Below are 19,608 nucleotides of genomic sequence, written 5' to 3' on the forward strand. Positions count from 1 at the left end.
GGATGCCGCGATGCCCTATATGCTGCGCGCGGGCCTTTCCTTCTGCGCGGTCGAGGACCGGCTGCTGTTCCTCGACCTGCCTGCGGATCGCTATTTCTGCCTGTCGCGTGCGGCCGAAAGCGCCTTCACGCACCTCTATCGCGGCGCCAGGCTCGAACCCGGCGACCGCACGCGGCTGGCGGGCCTTGCCCGGGCGACACTGCTCGTCGAGAGCGACGGCGCGATACCGATCGCACCCTGCCCCGCGCCGCCCACTGCTGTCGCCAGCCTGCTCGACTCCGGGATCGACCGAGCCCATCCGCTCGATCTCTCGCTCGCGCTTCTCCATCTCTCGGCCGTGCGGATCGAGCTTCGCCTGGCGGGATTCGCGCGTTCGATCGCCCGTCTGCGACGCCGCAAGGCGCGACGGAACGCACACCCCCGCTGCGACCGTGTCGCGGCCATCGCGACAGCGTTCGATGCGGCCGGCGCCTTCGTCAGCGCGCACGACCGCTGCCTGCCGCGGGCGATCGCGATCACGCACCGGTTGCTCGCGCTTGGCGTGATGCCCGATCTCGTCGTCGCGGTGCAGCTTGCTCCGTTCCAGGCGCATGCCTGGGTGCAGTGGAGGGATGTACTGGTCAACGAGCGCGTCGAGGTCGCGCGCCAGTTCACCCCGATCCTGGTCGTATGAAGCGCGCGCGGTTCGTGCTCGGGGGCGAGTTCGGTGACCTTGCCCGCGACCGGTTCCGGCAGCGCGCCCGGCAGAACGGGCTCGCGATCGCGTTCGATATGCCCGGACTGATCGTCGCGATCGCGCCGGGCACGCCGGCCATAACCCTTGGCGAACAGGGCCTGGTGCTGGGCGCGTTATTCGTACCGGGGGCACCGCACGCGCTCGAAACGCTCCCGCCTGCAGCCATTGCCGCGATCCTCGGATCCGCCGGCCGGCATCTCCTCCAGGCCTATTGGGGCGGCTATGTCGCAATCCTCCTGCTTGGCGAGGCGGTCGCACTGCTCCGCGCGCCGTTCGGCGACCTGCCCTGCCTGTGGACAAAGACCGGAGACGGCCTGCTCGCTGCGTCCGATATCGATGCCCTCAGCCTCGGCGGCGCGCCGCGCTTCGCGATCGATCAGGACGCGGTGGCGCGCCAGCTGATCGCCGGCGACCTCCGGCAGGACACGACGTGCATCAGCGGGATCGAGGAGGTGCGCGGCGGCGACCGCCTCACCATCGCGCGCGGCGCCGTGACGCGCGAGCGGCTCTGGTCGCCCTGGACCTTCGTGGCGCCGGCGCGGCGCATCGACGATGCGGAAGAGGCCGCGCGGCGCTTGCGCGATCAAGCGGTGGCGTGCGTAACGCGCAGGACGGGGAGGCTCGCCCGGCCGCTCCTCTTGCTCTCGGGCGGGCTCGATTCCTCGATCACCGCCGCCTGCCTCGCCGCGGCTGGCCGCGACTTTGCCTGTCTCAACCTGATGACCACCAACCCGACCGCCGACGAGCGCGACTATGCCCGCGCGGTCGCGACACGGATCGGCAGGCCGCTGGTCGAGCGCGACATGGCCTCGGGGCAGCCCGATATCGAGCGGCTGGCGGCGGTGCGCCTGCCGCGTCCGGTCGCACGAAGTTTCGAGCAGCACGTCCATGCACTGGCGCTCGACCAGGCAGCCGCAATGGGGTGCGACGGGCTGGTCGATGGCGGCGGCGGCGACAATGTCTTCTGCTCGCTGCAATCGCCCTCGCCCGCGGCGGACGCATGGTTGGACCCGGCAGGGCGACCGCATTTCTGGCGGCTGTGCCGGGACATCGGCCTGCTTGCCGATACGTCGCACTGGAAAGTCGCCTGGCGCGCGATTGCGCGCGCCCGTCAGGCCGACCGTCCATTCCGATGGACCGTCGATCTTCGCTATCTCGCTGGCGAGGTCTGCGGTCTTGCCGGCGATGCGGTGCGCCATCCCTGGCTCGACAATGTCGCGTTCGCACGACCGGGGCGCGCCGCGCACATCGCGCTGCTGGTCGCTGCCCAGGGTTATGTCGAGGACGGCCCGCACGGCACCAGACAATGCACAATCTCGCCACTGGTATCGCAGCCGCTGGTCGAGCACTGCCTGCGCGTGCCCAGCTGGGACTGGTTCGCGCACGGGCGCAACCGCGCGACGGCACGGCGGGCGTTCGAGCCGCTGCTTCCACCCGAAATCGTCTGGCGGCGGAGTAAGGGATCGCCGAACAGCTTTGTCGCCCTGTTGTTCGAAACCAACCGCCTGTGGATCCGTGACCATCTTGGCAGCGGTGTGCTTGCAGCGGCCGGGCTGCTCGACCGCGATGCGATCATCGCCGCGATCGACGATCCGCGACCGCCGCACGGGACCGGATTCGGCCGTCTTCTGAAGCTTGCCGATACGGAGAGCTGGGCACGCGGCATCCTCGCGGACCGGGCCGAACCTTTTTGAAGTCGCAGCGCCAGCATCTCTTCGAGACGATGCATCGTCGATCTGGCCGACATCCGACTTAGCTCATTTGAACCGCGACGAGCCGGGAACGGTGCGTCCGTCGATCGTTGTGCCGGGGAAGCCAAGTACCGGCCCCAAGACCGCGTTGTTCTCGGCCGGGAAGTTGAGCTTCGGCTTGGACACCTCCTCGAGCCTGGCGATCTGCCCATCGGTCAGTTGGACATCCAGCGCGTCCAAATTGATACGAAGCTGGTCGAGACTGCGTGCGCCGATCAGCGTCGAGCTAATGCCAGGTCGGGCATGAATCCAGGCGAGCGCGACGGACGCGGGACTGTTCCCGACCTCTTCGGCGACGTCGACCAGCGTCTCGATCACGTTGTAATCGGCCTCGCTCGGCCGGCCGACCAGCCCCGCGCGCCTGGTGTCCACCTCGTCGGTATGGCCGCGCCGCCACTTGCCGGTGAGGAAGCCGCTCCTGAGCGGCGACCAGGGCATCACGCCCATACCCATTGTTTGCGCCATCGGTATCAACTCGCCTTCGCTCGTGCGTTCGAGGAGCGAATATTCGAGCTGCAGGGCGATGATCGGCGACCATCCCCGGAAACGGGCGATCGTCTGCGCCTCCGCGGTCTGCCACGCAGGCACGTCGGAGAAGCCAATGTAGCGGATCTTGCCGGCGGCGACGAGATCGTCAAGGCCGCGCATCGTCTCCTCGATCGGTGCGGTCTGATCCCAGTTATGCAGCCAATAGATGTCGATATAGTCCGTCTTCAGTCTACCGAGTGATGCTTCGCACTGCTGAATGAGCGCCTTGCGACCGGCGCCACCGCCGTTGGGATCGCCCTGGAACAGGCTGCAATAGAATTTTGTGCTGAGCGCGATGCCGTCGCGTCGCACGCCATTCCCGGTAAGATAATCGCCGACGATCCGTTCCGAGTGGCCGCCTGTGTAGATGTTGGCGGTATCAATAAAGTTGCCGCCGCGGCCGAGATACTCGGCCAACATTCTGTTGGATTCCTCCGGGCTCGCACCCCAGCCGAAATCTTCGCCGAAGGTCATCGTGCCGAGACAAAAGGGGCTGACCCGCAGGCCGGACCGGCCGAGCGTGATATAATGGTCGAGCGGCATGCAATTTATCCATTCCTCAAAAAGAGCATCCTACTGTGGAATTTGCGAATGAATGATGCTTGATCGTACGTATTTTATGAGAGATAGTTCGGTTCATGCCATCTGACCCGTTATCCGACATCCTGAATTTATCGAATGCCCGTTGCCTGACCTCCGGCACGCTGATCGCCGGAGGAGATTGGGCACACCGGTTCGAGCACAGCGAAACCGTGAAATTCTGTGCAGCGATGCGCGGCGGTTGCTGGCTTGTCGTCAACGATGATTCAGCGCCGCGGCGTTTCGTCGCGGGCGACGTCGTCATAACCAACGGCGCGCGCGCACTCACAATGGCGAGCGCCCTTGACCTGTTACCAACGGCATCCAGCACCCCCCTTGCGAGTGACGAGCATGGCATCCGGCGTCTAGGCACCGGCTCTGATTTCGAGATGATCGCCGGGCTCGTGGCGGTAGATGCGCGACGGGCCGCGCTTCTGATCAATATCCTGCCGCCATTCATCCATGTCCACGACCAAGATGGCGCCGCCGCGAAGCTGAGTTCGCTGATCGAATTTCTTGCACAGGAGACGTTCGAGCACCGCCCAGGTGCCGAGGTGTTCAAGTCGCAATTGCCGAAGTTGATGGTCGTGGAAGCGCTTCGTCTGCACATGGCCAGCCAGGGAGGGGAGAAGACGGCTTGGTCGAGGGCGTTGACCGACGACCAGATCGCGCGCGCGCTCCACAGCATCCATGCCGAACCCGGATATCCCTGGACGCTGGAGGCGCTCGCCAGGGTGTGCGCGATGTCAAGAACGTCATTCGCGGTCCGATTCAGGGCAATGGTCGGCGTCCCGCCGCTCACCTATGTCCTCAACTGGCGTATGCGGTTGGCCGAACGCGACCTGAGCGAAACCGCCCGATCGATCGCCGCCATTGTCTGGTCACTCGGCTACGCATCGGAGAGCGCCTTCAGCAATGCGTTCAGCCGGATATTGGGGATGTCCCCAGGGAAGTATCGTAAGGCAACCAGGCAAATCGAGTGCGTTCTGGAGACGTGACCTATGGCAGTGGACTGGCGCGAACAACGCTGCCCGCTTCGCGCGGAGAATGTACCGCGCGGGCCAGCAGGGCCGCCTGCTCGATGTCGATCCCTGTCAATAGATCGCGCACAATCTCATCCTCGAGACGTTCGGCGTTTCGCTCCGCGATAAGCGCCTTGCGCTGGGCGGTCAGGACGGCATCGGCCGCGACGAGTGCATTCGCGTGAGATCGGACAAGACCCGGCTGCGCCGGCACCGTGCCATCCTCGATGAAAGGCTGCATCCTCTCGAGCATCAGCCGAGCCATGGAAAGGTCAGCGGCGCTGCCCTGTTTTGCTGTCAATTCGTCGAACGCCGCCTCACCAGCCTTCGTCATGATCGCATAGGCGTGACTGAGCTCCAACTGGCGTCGCTCGATATCCTCTGCGCTTTCAACACCTAAACGCCGGATCAGCCAAGGGAGAGTGAGCCCCTGGAGAAGCAGGGTTGCCATTGCGACAACAAAAGCGATCGGCAACAGGGCCGCCCGACCGGCCAGGGGCGTTCCCTCCCCGGTGAAAAGCGGCGTACCGGCGGCCGCAGCGAGCGTGACGACCCCGCGCATGCCGGCCCAGGACAGAACGAGGTTCTCACGCCATCCGAGCGGTTCGGCCAGTTTGCGCCGAGGAGATGACGCCGTGGCCGATCTCAGCCTTCGGCGCAGCCGTCCCAATTCCGCTGCCCCAAAAATCCACAGCATGCGCATCAGAACGACTGTCGCGAATAGTGCCGCAGCCGCAGCCGCAAGTGATGTTAGACTGTACCCGCTCTGGCCGGCATCGCTGATGATGAACCTGAACTGGAGCCCCATATAGGCGAACACGCAAGCTTCCAGCAGCGTGTCCGCCACACGCCACACTTCGCGTTCCTGGATCCGGCCCGCAAAGGGCATTTGCGCCGCATTGTGCCCCAGTGTGAATCCGGCAAACACCACCGCGATGACGCCGGAGGCATGGGCCTCCTCGGCCAAGGCATAAGCAGCGAACGGGGTCAAAAACGCCAAAGCGGTCACCAAGCTCGGATTGAGCAGTCGCCGTCGGATTGCATGGACCAGCCTGGCCAGGACGATGCCGATGATCAGCCCCGCCACCGCGGTATAGAGAAAATACAATGCGCCGTTTCCAATCAAGGTATGGCGCCCCGTGGCTGCTGCGGCGGTCGCCGAGAAGAGCGTCAGCGCGGCAGCGTCGTTGATCAGGCTCTCGCCTTTCAGGATCGTCATCAGCCTGCTCGGCAAACCCAGCGTTCGACCGATCGCGACGGCACTGACTGCGTCGGGCGGCGCGACGGCGGCGGCGAGCACAAAGGCAAGCGGCAACGATAAGGAAGGCAGCATCAGACCGACGACAGCGCCACCGGCGACAGTCGTTGCCAGAACGAGGAGAACGCCCAAATTCAGGATTGAGCCGATCCTTTTCATGAAACTGAAAAAGGAAAATTCGAGCGCAGCTGAATAGAGAAGCGGTGGCAATACGAGGCTAAGGATCAGCTGCGGCGCAAGCGTAATTTCGGGAAACCCGGGAATTATCGACGCAGCGATGCCGACCGCCGCGAGCAGAAGTGGCGCCTGCACTTGTCGACGCTCGGCGAAGATCGTCAAACCAATCGCGGCTATGACGACAACGAGCAGATGGGTGACCGCCATGCCTCACTCCATTCAACAAGGCGGATGACCCATTGGCTGCCCGACAGCTCAGATGGGGTTCGCAAAAAATACACTCGCTGTCTTTTTACAGCACGTGACAATTCAACGCAATTGCAAGATCTGAGATCCGCCTTGCTCAAACTTTGATGAAAATTGGCGATACAGCCGGTCGATGGACCTGCAGGGCGCGATCGTCGAGCAACGCGCAGCCTGGGCGGTGGGGATGCCACGCTCGATCAAGCTTCGGCAGACCGCGCGTGGTTCTCGAACAGCGTCGCGACGGACGCCGCCGCGCTCGACCAATTGATGCCTCGTTCAGCCAGCCAATGGTCGTCATAATAGGTGCATCCATATCGCTCGCCGCCGTCGCACAGCAGCGTGATGATCGAGCCGCTTCTGCCGGCAGCCGCCATCTCCGCGATGATCCCGGCGCACGCCCAGAGGTTCGTGCCCGATGATCCTCCGACGCGGCGTCCCAGATGCCTCGAGATTGCCCGCATGGCGCCAATGCTTTCGTGATCTTCAACCGCGATCATTCTGTCGATCACGCTTGGCACGAAGCTTGGTTCAACCCGCGGCCGGCCAATACCTTCGATGCAAGAACCGCGGGCTTCCGGCAGGGTCGTGACCGTCCGGTCGGCAAAATGGCGGTGGAATATCGATGCCATCGGATCAGCAACGCACAATCTGGTTGCGTGCCGCTGATAGCGAATGAAGCGTCCGATGGTCGCCGATGTCCCGCCGGTGCCAGCTCCGCACACGATCCAATCGGGAATGGGGCGTTCTTCATGCGCCATTTGCGCAAAAATGCTTTCGGCAATGTTGTTGTTGCCACGCCAGTCCGTCGCGCGTTCCGCATAGGTGAACTGGTCGAGATAATGGCCTTTTGCGTCATGAGCCAGGTTCCTGGCTACCTGATAGACGCTCCGCGGATCGTCAACCATGTGGATCTCGCCCCCGTAAAAGCGGATCGCCTCGAGTTTCGGCGGCGCGGTCGTGGTGGGCACGACCGCGATGAAACGCAGCCCCAGCATCCGGGCGAAATAGGCTTCCGACACAGCGGTCGAACCTGACGACGCCTCGATCAAGCAAGTATCCGGTCCGATCCATGCATTGCAGAGTGCATAAAGGAACAAGGAGCGCGCGAGGCGGTGCTTCAGACTGCCCGTCGGATGCGAACTTTCGTCCTTGAGATATAGCGTGATACCGGGATGCCGCGGAAGATCGACGCGGATCAGATGCGTGTCCGCCGAGCGATTATAGTCCGCCTCGATGCGTCGGACCGCCTCGGACAGCCAGACAGAATCCTCGCTCATCGGTTATTGCCCAGCCTGCACGTGTCGATCCATCCAATCGACCATCTCGGCCAGCACGTCGAGATTGCTTTCGCGAGCGCGATAATCATGCGCCTCATAGGGCAGCACGACATAACGCGTCGTGGCGCCCACGCCCTTCAACGCTGCATAGAAGCGTTCGCTCTGTAACGGAAAAGTGCCGTCATTGTCGTCGGCCGCGCCATGTATCAAGAGGAGCGGCGCCTTGATCCGGTCGGCATAGGCAAAAGGGCTCATCGCATTATAGGTCTCGGTCGCCTGCCAATAGGAACGCTGCTCCGACTGGAATCCAAAGGGTGTGAGCGTACGGTTATAGGCGCCGGATCGCGCGATCCCTGCGCGAAACAGATCGGTGTGCGCAAGCAGGTTGGCGGCCATGAACGCGCCATAGCTGTGTCCGCCGATGGCGATCCGGCCGCGGTCGATCGCGCCGGTCGCAACGGCGGCGTCAACCGCCGCCGCAGCATCGGCGGTCAACTGCGCGATATAGCTGTCATTGGGCGGCGCGCCGTCTTTCCCGACGATCGGCATCGAGGGCCCATCGAGCACGGCATAGCCCTGGGTCAATAAAAAGAGCGGACTTGCACCTGCCGGGCGCAGAAAGCGGTTCGACATGTCGATCGTCTGGCTGGCGACCGCGGCGTCGGTATAGTCTTCGGGATAGGCCCAGATCAGCATCGGCAGCGGACCGTCGCGATCCTGGCGATACCCGGCCGGCAGATAGAGCGTCCCCGAAAGCTTCACCCCATCCGCGCGGGCATAATCGAGCGTCCGCTTGGTGACGCCGGCGAACTGCGGCGCGGGATCGACGAAGTGGGTGAGCGCATGTGGAGCACCGCCGGCGAGGCTGCGCAGAAAATAATTGGGTGTGTCGTCACGGCTCTCGCGCCGCGTGATGATGCGCGTGCCGGCAGCATCGGCAATGCCCATCGGCACCTCGAAATAGGCCGCGTCCGACTGCCAGAGCTTCGTCAACACGCCGCTCGTCAGATCCAGCCGCCCGAGAAAGGGGAAAGCGCCGCGCGGCGTGAATCCCAGGCCCGTGGTCAACACGCCGCCGCCATCGGCAGTCAGGTGCAGGACTGGCGCGCCTCGGGGGCCCGGTCGCACGGCAATGGTGCCCGGATCATCATAGCGACCCTGATAATTGCGCCGGAGGATGGTGCGCTGCGTATCGGGGCGTGAAGGATCGGTGACGACATAGCTTTCCATGCGGGTTCGCGACCACCGTGTGCGGACGAGTGCCATGCTTGGGGTGCCCCAGTCGATCGTCTCGACCCGGTCGGGCACATCGAGCAGAATGGCTGGCGTACCGTCAAAGGGCGCGGACAGCATGGACACACGGTCGCGCATGGGGGCGCTGCGCTGCGGATCGCCATTGTCCAGGGCCTCGACCCAAATGAGCGTCGACGGGGCATCAGCGCGCCAGGCGACATCACGCGGCCCCGGCACGCGCGCATCGAAGTCGGCCGGCACCTTGTCGGCCGCCAGACGATCGACAACCAGCTTGGCCAGCGTGCCGCCGGCCACCGCCAGCACGGAGATCTCGGTCGGGAAAAGGGCGGCAGGGACGGTATGACTATAGGGCCGTTTTACCCGTTCGATCAGCAAGTAGCGACCATCGGGCGACAGAGTCGCAGTGCGATAAAGGCCCGGCGCGCCGATCGCGCGGATCGTGCCGTCCAGGCCAATAATGGCTATCCGGCTCGTGAAATAATAGTCGAATGCCTGCTCGTCGGCAGGCCCGCCCAGCAGATCCTGATAGGTGCGGCGGCCGATTACGCCTCCACCGTTTTCCTCGACAATCGGTGCGGGCGCCGTGGCGGCCGCCGCCGGCGCGGCACCACGTCCGGGCGGTACCATCAGAGCCACTAGGCCACTGCTATTCGGGAGCCAGGAGAAAGCCGTGCCGAACGCGGCGTTCAGGCTTGGCCCGCTCAACCGTCGGGCTGTCCCGTCCCGCGCATCGGCGATCCAGAGTTCAAGACCCGTCGAAACGCCCAGAACGAAAGCCAGATACCGCCCGTCGGGCGACCAGGTTGCCGCGAAAAACCGGCCGGCTCGCGGAAGCGAGATGACATGGCTTTGCCCAGTCGCGACGTCCTGCAGGGTGATCCCGATCTGCCAGCGCGCCCGGGCTTCCACCGGCCCGTTGGTACGCGGGTTCAGCCGCTGGCCCGCGAGCCGCACCGCAGGCTCGGCGAGCGACCGCACCGGCGGCATGGTCTCGCGGTCCAGCAGCGCAAGCGTAGCGCCGCCCGGTGCGATCAGGACATCCGGCGTCGGTGCGTGGTCGAGGATGGTTCGGATTGGTTCGGGCGGCAATCGATATCCGGCTGGCACCTCCGCTCGCGCCCCCGGCCATGATGTGAGTGCGAGAAACGCGATGACCAGTCCCCGGATGACCCTCATGCCGCAACCGTCGCCATCGACGCCGTCAGCCAGTCATTGCCCGTCACGATCTGGAGCGAGCTTTGCTCGCGTTCCAGGTCATGCATCGGCTCTGCACGACCGCCCAGACACCGGGCCAGGAATATTTCCCGCAACGCCGCAAAGGCGCGGGCATTGGCAGGTCGGCCAAAACCATGCCCCTCATCTGGAAACAGGGCATAGGTGACGGGGACGTCATTGGCCTCCATCGCGGCGACCATCTGGTCCGCTTCCGCCTGCTTGACGCGCGGGTCATTGGCGCCGTGACCGATCAGCAATGGCCGGGTGATCGCACCCGCCTGGTGGATCGGAGAACGAGCGCGCAGCGAAGCGCGGCCCTCCTCCGTTGCCGGATCGCCGACCGAGCGCAGCCAGGCAGTGCGGATTGATGCCCAATAGGCCGGCACAGTCTCGACCAGGGTCTCGAGGTTCGACGGACCAACCAGATCGATCCCGCATGCATAGCGGCCCGGTTCGCGGGTCATTGCCACCAACACGGCATAGCCGCCATAGCTGCCGCCGCTAATCGCCAGGCGCGCCGGATCGGCGATGCCTTGCGCGACCGCCCAATCGACCGCATCGTCGATGTCATCGCTCATCGCCAGGCCCCATTGCAGGTTCCCGGCATCCTGGAATGCCTTGCCGAACCCGCTCGAGCCGCGATAGTTGACGCGGAGCACGGCATAACCTCGGTTCGCCAACCACTGCGCCTCGCCATCGAAACCGTAGCGATCGCGCGTGGCGGGCCCGCCATGGACGATCGCAACCAGCGGCAGCGCTGCGGCGATTGCGGGCAGATTGTTCTCCGGGACCATAGCGGTGCCCGCCGGCAATGTCAGATAGCAGATCAGGGACAACCCATCGCGCGCGACGAGCCGCAGCGGATAGGTGTGTCCGAGCGTCGCTGCGGCGAGCGCGGGCCGCATGTCGAAAAGCTTGGTGATGCTGCCCTGCTGTCTGTCGTAGAGCCAGATCGTGCCGGGCTGCCGGTCGGCGCTTGCGGCGACCACCCAGAAGCGCATGTCGTCACTGAGGCCGGTTGGCCTCCAGTCACCCGGGACGGCAAGGTCGATCCGGGCGATATCCTGCTCGAACGCGGGGTCGATCGCACGATAGCGCCGGCGCAGCGCCCCGCCCGCCCAGGCGAGCGGCCGCAAGGTCTCGCCATTGAGCAGCATGCCATCGATATCGGCTTCGGCATCGGCAGCGAGTTCGGATTTCGTCCCCTCGGCGAGATCGATCGCCACCAGGGCCGCGGTTTCGCGGCCACGGCTGTCATAGAAATAGACCGTGTCCGCTTCGGCGTTCAGATGCGAGGCTCGGGTGGTATTCGCGTCTTCAGGACCGATCTCCTGCCAATCGACCCAGGCGCCATCGTCCGCCCGCCGACGCAACACAGCCCCGCCATCGGGCCGCGAGAGGCGCGCGATGCGAAGGCGGAAGTCCTCATCGACCAGATAGGTCGAATAACCGGCTTCATTGGCTTCGATCAGCACACGGGCGCCGGTCGCGATATCGACGCTGTAGATATCGTGATAGCGTGGATCGCGGTCGTTGATCAGAACCAGCAAGGTTCCAGGAAGCCGGCGGCTGGCCCCCATCACCATGCAGCGCGCGCCGGGCACTGGCGTCAGATCGCGCGCCGCGCCACCCGCAAGCTCGAGCGCGAACACATGGCTGTTCTCATCGCCGTCACCATCCTTGGCGAAAAGCAGATGTCGCCCGTCATAGGCAAAGGACGGCGCGCCCGGCGCGCGGTGGCGTTCGAACGTAACAGCGCGCGCCTCCCCGGGACGATCGCGCGGGGCGAGCCAGATGTTGGCGACACCCTTAACGGGTGCAAGCCAGGCGAGCCATTGCCCATCGGGACTGATGGTGACGTCGCGTACCACCGGATCGCCGAAAAAGTCGCTGCGCGGGACGAGCCGATCAGTCACTGCCATCTGCGTGCCTCAAGCCTCGACCTGAGTGGTGGCGTGGACCAGTTCGATCAACGCGGCGCTGCTCGCTTTCCTCAACTGTTCAAAGGCGGCCAACACCAGGTCGCGCACGTCACGGTTACGGAACAAGTGCGGATCGTTCAGCGTATCCAGTTGGGCGACCATGGCCGTCGTCAAGGCGGACCGCTCAGCATCCTTGCCGAGCCTCTCCTCGGCAATGCCACGTTGTTCAATGATGATTTCCTGGATGCGGCCACGATCGGCATCGGTCCAGTTCTGCTCGCGATTGATCCGCGACATCTCCGCCTTGTCCCACGCGTTCGCCATATCGTGCGCGGCGCCGGGCACCGTTGCGAAATCCCAGGACCCGGCCGCCAGCACAGAAGCGGCATCGGCCATCACGTCATTTCCATTGGCAAGCCGATTCAGTGCACCGCGGACCGACCGCCAGACCCCACTTTCGACCGTGTCGCCCGCCGCGACACGTCGATGCAGCGAGACCATGGCTTCTCCGGCATCGCGATAGCGTGGATCATCACTCGCCACACATAAGGGTGCGGGGGCATTTTCCCACGCCCACACCACCCAGCTATGAGCCACCGGTATCAAGTTCGCACCCGGCTCCGCAGGCTCGAGCAGCGTGCGAAGGAAGCGCTGGCCGCTCTCATCCTCGCCACGCGTGAGATAGGTCGCAAGCAGCACCAGCGCCGGCGGCAACCCCGCACCATCAGCCCAGACAGAGAGTGTCTCGGCCGATGCATCGTTATCCGGGACTGTCCCTGCGTCCAGCTCCGCCAATATTTTTGTCTTGATCGCCGCGTCGTGATGAAAGGCGCTCATTTTTTCTCGTCCAGCACTTTTTCGATCACTGCGGCGAGCGCGGATCGCGGCGCGGCTCCAGTGATCCGATCGACGACGTCGCCACCGTTGAACATCAAAAGCGTCGGAAGCCCCTGCACGCCGTATCTGGTCTGCAACTCCGGATCGGCCTCGACATCCACCTTCACCACCCGTGCCTCACCGGCATATTCGCGAGCGACATCCTTCAGCGCAGGCTCCATCCCGCGGCAGGGACCGCACCAGTCGGCGTAGAAATCCACCAATACCGGAAGCTCGGCGCCGAGCACCTCCGCCTCGAAGGTGGCCGCCGTCACTTTGCTTACGTTGCTCAACTTGAATCTCCTGGATTATACTATGACTGGATCAGCATCAGGCGCTGGCGAGGTTGCGCGCGATGCGGCCGGTTGGTGGCGGGCGGCAATCAGGTATCGACCACCGGCATGGTTTCGCGCCGCATGGTTTCGCACCCAGAAGAGAATAGGCGGCCACGCGTCTGCGGCCGCCCTTCCCTGTTTCGACGCGCTGCCAAACCTATCACTCTAGAACTTTGTGCTCACGACCAGACGGACGACGCGCGGCGGCGCATCCTCGAGCTGGAAGGCCGCGCCGGACAGCGCATAATTTTTGCGATCGAGAATATTACTGACCGTCAAATTGAGGCGGAGCTTGTTGATATGATAAGCGATTGACCCGTCGAGCGAGATATTTTTACGGCCGAAATACACGTAGGAATTGTGGCTTCCGAGATAAAAGCCATCGAAATAATTCCCGCCAAGGCCGAGATCGAAGCCCGACCTTTCGCCCACGGGAATGGATTTCACCACCCAGACATTGGCGACATTTGTCGGCGATTGATCGAGTGGATCGCCATTGATCAATATCCCGGTGGTATGTGTGTAGCCGGCGGTGACCTTCAACGTCGGCGAGATGGCACCCGTGGCCGAAATTTCGAACCCATGGGTTTTTCGGCCCGGTCCGGGGACCGAGTATGTGGGATGCTCAATATCGATGCGTGCCTCGTTATCGGTGTTCAGCCAGAATATTGCCGCATTCACATCGAGCTTGTCGCCGAACAATCCGAGCTTGATACCGCCTTCATAGCGCTTGCCGAGCGTCGGCGGCAGCGGGTCTCCGGTATGGGTAACCGTAGTCGCATTTTGCGGCGTGTAGGACTGGGTATAGCTGCCATAGACCGATCCCCATTTTGTGACGTCGAACACCGCGCCAGCGGTCGGGGTCCATTTTTGCGTATCCACGACCTTGATTGCGACCGTCGGCGCCGATTGAGTCGTTGAGTGATACCAGGACTGGCGCGCACCCAGGAGAAGGTGCAAACGACCCCAGTTGATCTGGTCCTGGATAAAAACGCCATATTGGCGATATCGTTCGTCCGATCGCACGCCGGTATAGGGAATGGGTGCGATCCGTGCTTGCTGCGACAACGTCAAAGCGGGGTCTACAACCGCCCCTGCCGCCCGACCGAATTTGCGGTAATTGAAATCGCCGCCAATGATCAGTTGATGCTCGAGCTGGCCCGTGCTGAATTTGGCATAGAGGTCGGCCGCGTGGCTGGTCGTCCATTCCGGCGCATATTGCGAAATGCCAACGACGGTGAATGTGCCATTCGCATTGGCTCTGGAGACGGCCGAGGCCGCGATTTCTTTCTTGCCGTCCTGATACAGTCCGCGGGCGCGCAGCTTCAGCTGGAACCCGCCGCTGTCGGCCAGGACCTGCTCGGCATTATAGCCGACCTGCTTATATTCGATCCGAATCAGCGCATCCGGATTATAGAGACCGGCCAGTGACTGGACCGGGCCGCTCTGTATGAGTTGGACGAATTGTTGGCCGACGACCGGGGTCGTCGGAAAATAGGATCGACGCGTAAACGGCACGCGCTGATTGGAATATTGAAAGCTCAAATCCAGTGTCGTGTTGTCGCCGCGATAACCCAGCATCGGCGTGATGACATATTGATAAGGCTCATTGCCGCCTGCCGGATTCTGCGCTGCGTGCTGCGCGAACGCAATCACGCGGAAATAGAGATTCTTGATCGGCAATTTGTAGCTGACGTCGCCGCTCGCAATCGTTTCGCGACCGGTCCCATAGCCCAGCATGATCTCCGTGGGCGCGACACCGTTGGCGCGCTTTGGGACAAAATTCACCAGACCGCCGCCAACTGAGGTCCCGGTCAGGATCGAGGCCGGGCCCTTGACCACCTCGATGCTATCGACCAGCGGCGTTGGCAGATTGTCGCTCAGCGATCCATTGCGCAGACCATCGGTGAAGGTGACGCCATTCGTGCTGCTCGCTCCGAAGCGAACCTGGTTCGGCGCCCCCGCTGCCTGGAAGATCGCACCCGGGATGTTGCGGAGCGCATCGCCCAGTGAATAGGAGTTGCGGCTTTCCAGCACATCAGCCGTAACGGTGTCGATGATCGCCGGCGTTTGGCGTGGCGGCGTTGCGGTACGGGTCGCGGCCGAGGAGATGTTCTCCTTGAAGGCGGCGCGGCGCGCGGTGACGATGATATCGGCTTCACCGGCCTGCGGCGCCGCCAGTCTGATCTGACCGCGTGACACGCTGACCACGCTGATACCGGTGCCCGCGATTGCGCGCACGACAGCCTCGTGCAGCGTCATATAGCCGGAGACACCCGGCGATTTCAGAGCAGGGATGACCCCATCGTCGGAGCGGTAGGCGGAACCCGACTGGGTGGCGATATCGTCCAGCACCCGCTTCAACGATCCCGGTTTCACCTCGAATGTGAACTTCGGTTCCGGCACGTTACGAAGGTCTTCGTTCGCTGAGCCCGATTGTCCGACAGTGTTCGCTGGCAGTGCGGTATCCACTGCAGCTGCTTGCGCCGATGCCATCTGAGGCAATGTACAAAGGCCAAGCAGGCTGGCCGTTTGAAGTAAAAGGACGGACGGGCGTCGGTTGTGTTGCATGCGGATCATCATATTCCCCCGATAGACGTTATCCGCTGCACGAGCTTATCCAAGGCCGGAAATCCAACGACTGGACGGGCCGGGACACGACTCTATTGCATACTGCAAGCAGCGCAAAGCAGCGGCCTTAAGCGTTCCCTGATGCGGCGTAGCCCGGCGGAATCCTGTTCCGGCTCCTTCCTGTCTACGCTTTGAAAGATGTACCCCCGCTGTCAATCTGTCTTGCCCTTCAGCACACGATAAATTGCTTCAGCGTGTAATATGGGCCATTGTCGCGGCTCGTGCCGGTGAAGGGAGTATGATGACGGACACGGAAAGTGCGCCGCCCGCGGCAAACGATTGGTCGACTGCGATCCAGACCCTGTTCGGAGAATCGCACCCGGAAATGCTCGGTGCTGAGGAAGCGACGCATGCGTCGAACGGGATCTGCGACTTAATTCGCTACTGGGAGCTGCGTCATGGCGCGTTGCGCATCGCGACGCGCGGCAGCGGGCGGCGAACGGATTTCAAAGCCGGCACTTTCCTGCTTCTGTTGGTAGAATCCGGAAGCGCCCGCGTCGAATTGTTCAACGTTACCCGGGACCTTCGCCGCAGCGACGCTCTCCTCTTCACCGCGATTGAACCGCTGGTGTTGACGACCAGCGCCAACTTTGCCGGGGCGTGGTTTGAACTGCCGATCTGGTGGCTTGTTGACCTGTTTGGTGGCGGCCTTAGTGGCGCGCGCGAACGCCTGGACGGCGCTCTGGGTTCGACCTCGATGCTCCGGGCCGTGCTGGAGCTGATGCGACGGCGCAATACCCCTGATGGTGCGGAAGACCTTGTCAGCCTGTTCGGCGATGTGTTGCACCGCTGCCTTCTGATCGCGGGGCGTGGCGACGCCGAGCCAGAGGGGCAGTTTGACCGCATCAATCGTTTCATTGCCTGGAACTACCGCCAGGAAGGCCTGTCGCCACAGCATGCCGCCGCCGCGCTTAGCTGTTCGCTGAGCAGCATCCATAAGACATGCGCCGCGGCAGGCACGACTTTCGGCACGATGGTGTCAACGATGCGGCTCTCGGTAGCGGCATTCCGGCTCGCGCGAGATCCGCAGCGCATATCGGAAATCGCCTTCGATTGCGGCTTCACGTCGTTTTCGCATTTCTGCCACGCTTTCAAGGCCCGCTTTGGGCTGACCGCGAATGAGGCGAGACGCCGCGTCTCTCCGCCTGATGCCCGTCGGAGCTAATTCGCCCGCCGCCCGCTGAATTTCCGGAGCAAGCTCAGAGAGCCGCCGATCCGTCTGTCGGGCTCCGGCCTGGTGAACCGATTGCGAAGCGATCGCGGAAGAAAAGCGACCGTCGCGGAGTCATCAAAAACATGCTCCTAACATATGTGCCGGGCACATTGATCAAACAGGCCGCTCATGTCCTTTCGAGGCTAGCCCAAGGCCGCTCGCGGGCATTACCCCGCCTCGACCGTTCCACTCTCAGACAATCAATCATAAGCTGTAGGGCAAGACAGAACCGCGATATGGCGACATCATCCCTGCGGGGATCATATGAACCTGCATTCAGCCCTCCAATTTTTTGCCCGAACGCTCTGAAACAGTCACGCATATTAATATGCACCCCATTCAAGCGAACAAGAGAACAATCTTTCTGTTTCAAGAGGATAGACGATAGCCCATTACGTAAAATCTTCTTTAAGCAGTCATTACTTTTTTGGAAGTTGCGTGGGAATTTTGAACTTTGAAACGCGTCCCGGACAAATACAAAAATGGCGAGCGTTGCGGAAGTAACGCCACGCCTCTCGGGTGCGTTACCTTTTACCCTGGGCGATCAGCTGCCATTCCCTCTTCGAACACTGTGGAGCAATCCGCTGACGGATCGTGGCAAGAGTCTCCGGACCAAGCGGGAAGAAGTTTCGGCTTACGCGTGGCGCGAGTTTCAGTCCCGGGATATCACGGGCGGTATCGTCAGCGCGCCAAGCGTTTCGGGCGCAAGTTTTCAACGTATCTTCAAAGCACGCGCCGCCACAGCGCTGGGTCCATGGAGCAAATTTCAGGAGCGCGCGCAAAATCATGATAGCGACGATCGAGGATCAGGAGCGCGCGGCGATCGACGAAAAGCCGCCAGAACTCGTGCGGGATACGCTCTGGCGCGATACGAAATATATGGGCTCGATGTTTGCCCGATATCTCGCGAACGATCCTTGGCTGGGGTCGGCGCTCATCGTGCTGATACTCGGCGCAAGTATCGTCACCGGATATATGGCGATTCTAACCACCGTCCGGTGGGGGGCGTTGATGGACGCGCTTGCCACGCGAGACGGCCATAAGACCACTGCGGCATTTGTCGCCTGTGTGCTCAGCCTGCTCGGGATGATGCTCGTCCAGATACTGACCGGTGGAGCGAGGTATATTTTCACGATACGCTGGCAGGGTATTTTTACGCTGAAGTTCATCCGCGACTGGATGGCAGGCAATCGCTTTTATCATCTCCAGCGCGAAGGCAGGATCGAAAATCCCGAGCAGCGTATCCAGGAAGACGTTTTCCTGGTCGTCGATAAGATCGTCGTCCTGATGCCCCAACTTATCACGATTGTCGTGACGTTCGTCCTAGCGATCGGCGTGCTTTGGAAATTGTCTAAACCCCTCCCCCTTGGCACCATCGGGCTTCCGTTTTCCCTTCCTGCGCACTTAATGACCTCGGCATTGATTTTCGGGGTAGTCTGGACGATCGGGGCGCACTTTGCGGGCAAGGCAATCACGCGCGTCGAGATCGTGCGTCAGCGTCTAAACGCCGATTTCCGCCATGGGCTGGGTCAGGTCCGCGAGCATGGCGAGGCGATCGCCTTCGAGGCTGGTGCCGCTCACGAGAAGGAGCGGGCCGACGCGATGTTCTCGTTGATCCGCCGTAACTGGTGGAAGTTTACGGGTGCCCAGATCCGATTGCTCACGTTCAACCTCTCGATTGCCTCCATATTGGAGCGTCTGCTGCCGGTTCTCCTCAGCATCCCGCAAATCATGGCCGGGGAAATGACGATCGGGCAACTGCTGGTTGTCATTCCTGTCTTCCAAACCGTGGTCTCCAGCCTCAGCTTCTTCGCGCTCTCCTATGCCGAGATTGCGACACTCAGGGCCGGTGTCGCGCGTATCCGGATGCTCGAACAAGTGCTCGCCGAACCGCTCGCCAGCGGCATTGCCATCGTCCAGCGCGGTGACCGGGTGGCGATGTCGAATCTTGCGATCGATCTGCCCGATGGGCGTCGACTGCTCGATGTCGATCAGATCGAAATCGGTTCGGGTGAGCGCGTGCTGGTGCGCGGCCGATCGGGATCAGGCAAGAGCACGATGATGCGCGTGCTGGGCGGCTTGTGGCCCAACGGGTCGGGATCGGTCGAAATGCCCGCGCGCGATCGCGTGATGTTCCTGCCGCAGCGCGGCTATATGCCTGACGGAACGCTGACGGACTTGCTTGCCTATCCAGGTTCTCCCGAAGGAATTGCTCGGGCGGCGTTGGTCCAAGCACTGCAAAAGCTTTCTCTCGGCGCCTATGTTGACCGGCTGGATGAGAAGGGAGAATGGCGCCGTATCCTCTCGCCGGGCGAACAGCAGCGCTTCGCGGCCGCCAGGGCCTTGCTGCGCGCGCCGGATTTTCTGTTCCTCGACGAAGCGACCAGTGCTCTTGATTCGGAACTGGAGGCAGAGCTCTATGAAGCACTCGCAGAATCACTGCCCAACACGGCAATCATTTCGGTCGCCCATCGACCAACGGTCGCTCGTTTCCATGATCGCGCAATAAACATTGCCCAAGGCCGCGCCGTCTCAGTGCCTATCTAGGTCCACTGCCAGAACCGTCGCCATGATTCGTCCAGCCATCA

At 62.6% G+C, this 19,608-nt stretch carries 13 protein-coding genes; 5 read left to right on the plus strand and 8 right to left on the minus strand.

The annotated features are described in order from the left end of the window. Nucleotides 1-10: 10 nt before the first annotated feature. Together ACRECS_RS19865 and ACRECS_RS19870 are read left to right on the plus strand one after the other, a co-directional pair. Nucleotides 11-673: a lasso peptide biosynthesis B2 protein gene (locus ACRECS_RS19865; protein ID WP_431584683.1), complete on the plus strand. Its 663-nt coding sequence runs from the start codon at nt 11-13 to the stop codon at nt 671-673. After that, the gene (locus ACRECS_RS19870; protein ID WP_431584684.1) at nt 670-2,430 is read left to right on the plus strand and encodes an asparagine synthase-related protein; all 1,761 of its coding nucleotides are present in this window, start codon (nt 670-672) and stop codon (nt 2,428-2,430) included. The genes ACRECS_RS19865 and ACRECS_RS19870 overlap by 4 nt, the downstream gene beginning before the upstream one ends. A gap of 63 nt (nt 2,431-2,493) precedes the next feature. Here the strand turns inward: ACRECS_RS19870 and ACRECS_RS19875 are convergent, their stop codons facing one another. Next, a complete protein-coding gene (locus tag ACRECS_RS19875) occupies nt 2,494-3,558 on the minus strand; it encodes an aldo/keto reductase (protein WP_431584685.1) in 1,065 nt (354 codons plus the stop codon). A 95-nt stretch (nt 3,559-3,653) separates the two neighbouring features. Here ACRECS_RS19875 and ACRECS_RS19880 point away from each other — a divergent pair, with 95 nt between their 5' ends. Continuing rightward, nucleotides 3,654-4,592: an AraC family transcriptional regulator gene (locus ACRECS_RS19880; protein ID WP_431584686.1), complete on the plus strand. Its 939-nt coding sequence runs from the start codon at nt 3,654-3,656 to the stop codon at nt 4,590-4,592. Nucleotide 4,593: 1 nt separating this feature from the next. Here the strand turns inward: ACRECS_RS19880 and ACRECS_RS19885 are convergent, their stop codons facing one another. The 7 genes from ACRECS_RS19885 to ACRECS_RS19915 form a co-directional block, all read right to left on the minus strand. Then, a complete protein-coding gene (locus ACRECS_RS19885) occupies nt 4,594-6,258 on the minus strand; it encodes a cation:proton antiporter (protein ID WP_431584687.1) in 1,665 nt (554 codons plus the stop codon). Between the two features lie 236 nt (nt 6,259-6,494). Continuing rightward, on the minus strand, nt 6,495-7,574 hold the full coding sequence (locus ACRECS_RS19890) for a PLP-dependent cysteine synthase family protein (protein ID WP_431584688.1): 1,080 nt from the start codon (nt 7,572-7,574) through the stop codon (nt 6,495-6,497). Between the two features lie 3 nt (nt 7,575-7,577). Then, nucleotides 7,578-9,917, minus strand: coding sequence for a S9 family peptidase (locus ACRECS_RS19895; protein ID WP_431584689.1), 2,340 nt, complete (start codon nt 9,915-9,917; stop codon nt 7,578-7,580). Nucleotides 9,918-10,000: 83 nt separating this feature from the next. Next, complete coding sequence (locus ACRECS_RS19900) at nt 10,001-11,965, minus strand: S9 family peptidase (protein ID WP_431584690.1); 1,965 nt, start codon at nt 11,963-11,965, stop codon at nt 10,001-10,003. A gap of 9 nt (nt 11,966-11,974) precedes the next feature. Next, complete coding sequence (locus ACRECS_RS19905; protein ID WP_431584691.1) at nt 11,975-12,802, minus strand: hypothetical protein; 828 nt, start codon at nt 12,800-12,802, stop codon at nt 11,975-11,977. Beyond that, the gene (trxA, locus tag ACRECS_RS19910; protein WP_431584692.1) at nt 12,799-13,134 is read right to left on the minus strand and encodes a thioredoxin; all 336 of its coding nucleotides are present in this window, start codon (nt 13,132-13,134) and stop codon (nt 12,799-12,801) included. Before trxA ends, ACRECS_RS19905 begins: the two co-directional genes overlap by 4 nt. 207 nt (nt 13,135-13,341) lie before the next feature. Continuing rightward, nucleotides 13,342-15,582 (minus strand): TonB-dependent siderophore receptor, encoded by a 2,241-nt coding sequence (locus ACRECS_RS19915; protein WP_431584693.1) that lies wholly within the window; start codon nt 15,580-15,582, stop codon nt 13,342-13,344. Nucleotides 15,583-16,048: 466 nt separating this feature from the next. Between ACRECS_RS19915 and ACRECS_RS19920 the strand changes: the two genes are divergently transcribed. Both ACRECS_RS19920 and ACRECS_RS19925 read left to right on the plus strand, forming a co-directional pair. Then, entirely contained in the window at nt 16,049-16,972 is a 924-nt protein-coding gene (locus tag ACRECS_RS19920; RefSeq protein ID WP_431584694.1) for a helix-turn-helix domain-containing protein, read from the plus strand. 834 nt (nt 16,973-17,806) lie between these two features. Further along, nucleotides 17,807-19,567 carry an ABC transporter ATP-binding protein/permease gene (locus tag ACRECS_RS19925; protein ID WP_431584695.1) on the plus strand — a complete coding sequence of 587 codons (1,761 nt, stop codon included), beginning with the start codon at nt 17,807-17,809 and terminating at the stop codon, nt 19,565-19,567. The last annotated feature ends 41 nt before the right edge of the window (nt 19,568-19,608 follow it).

Source organism: Sphingomonas sp., from assembly GCF_050725575.1.
Taxonomy (GTDB): domain Bacteria; phylum Pseudomonadota; class Alphaproteobacteria; order Sphingomonadales; family Sphingomonadaceae; genus Sphingomonas.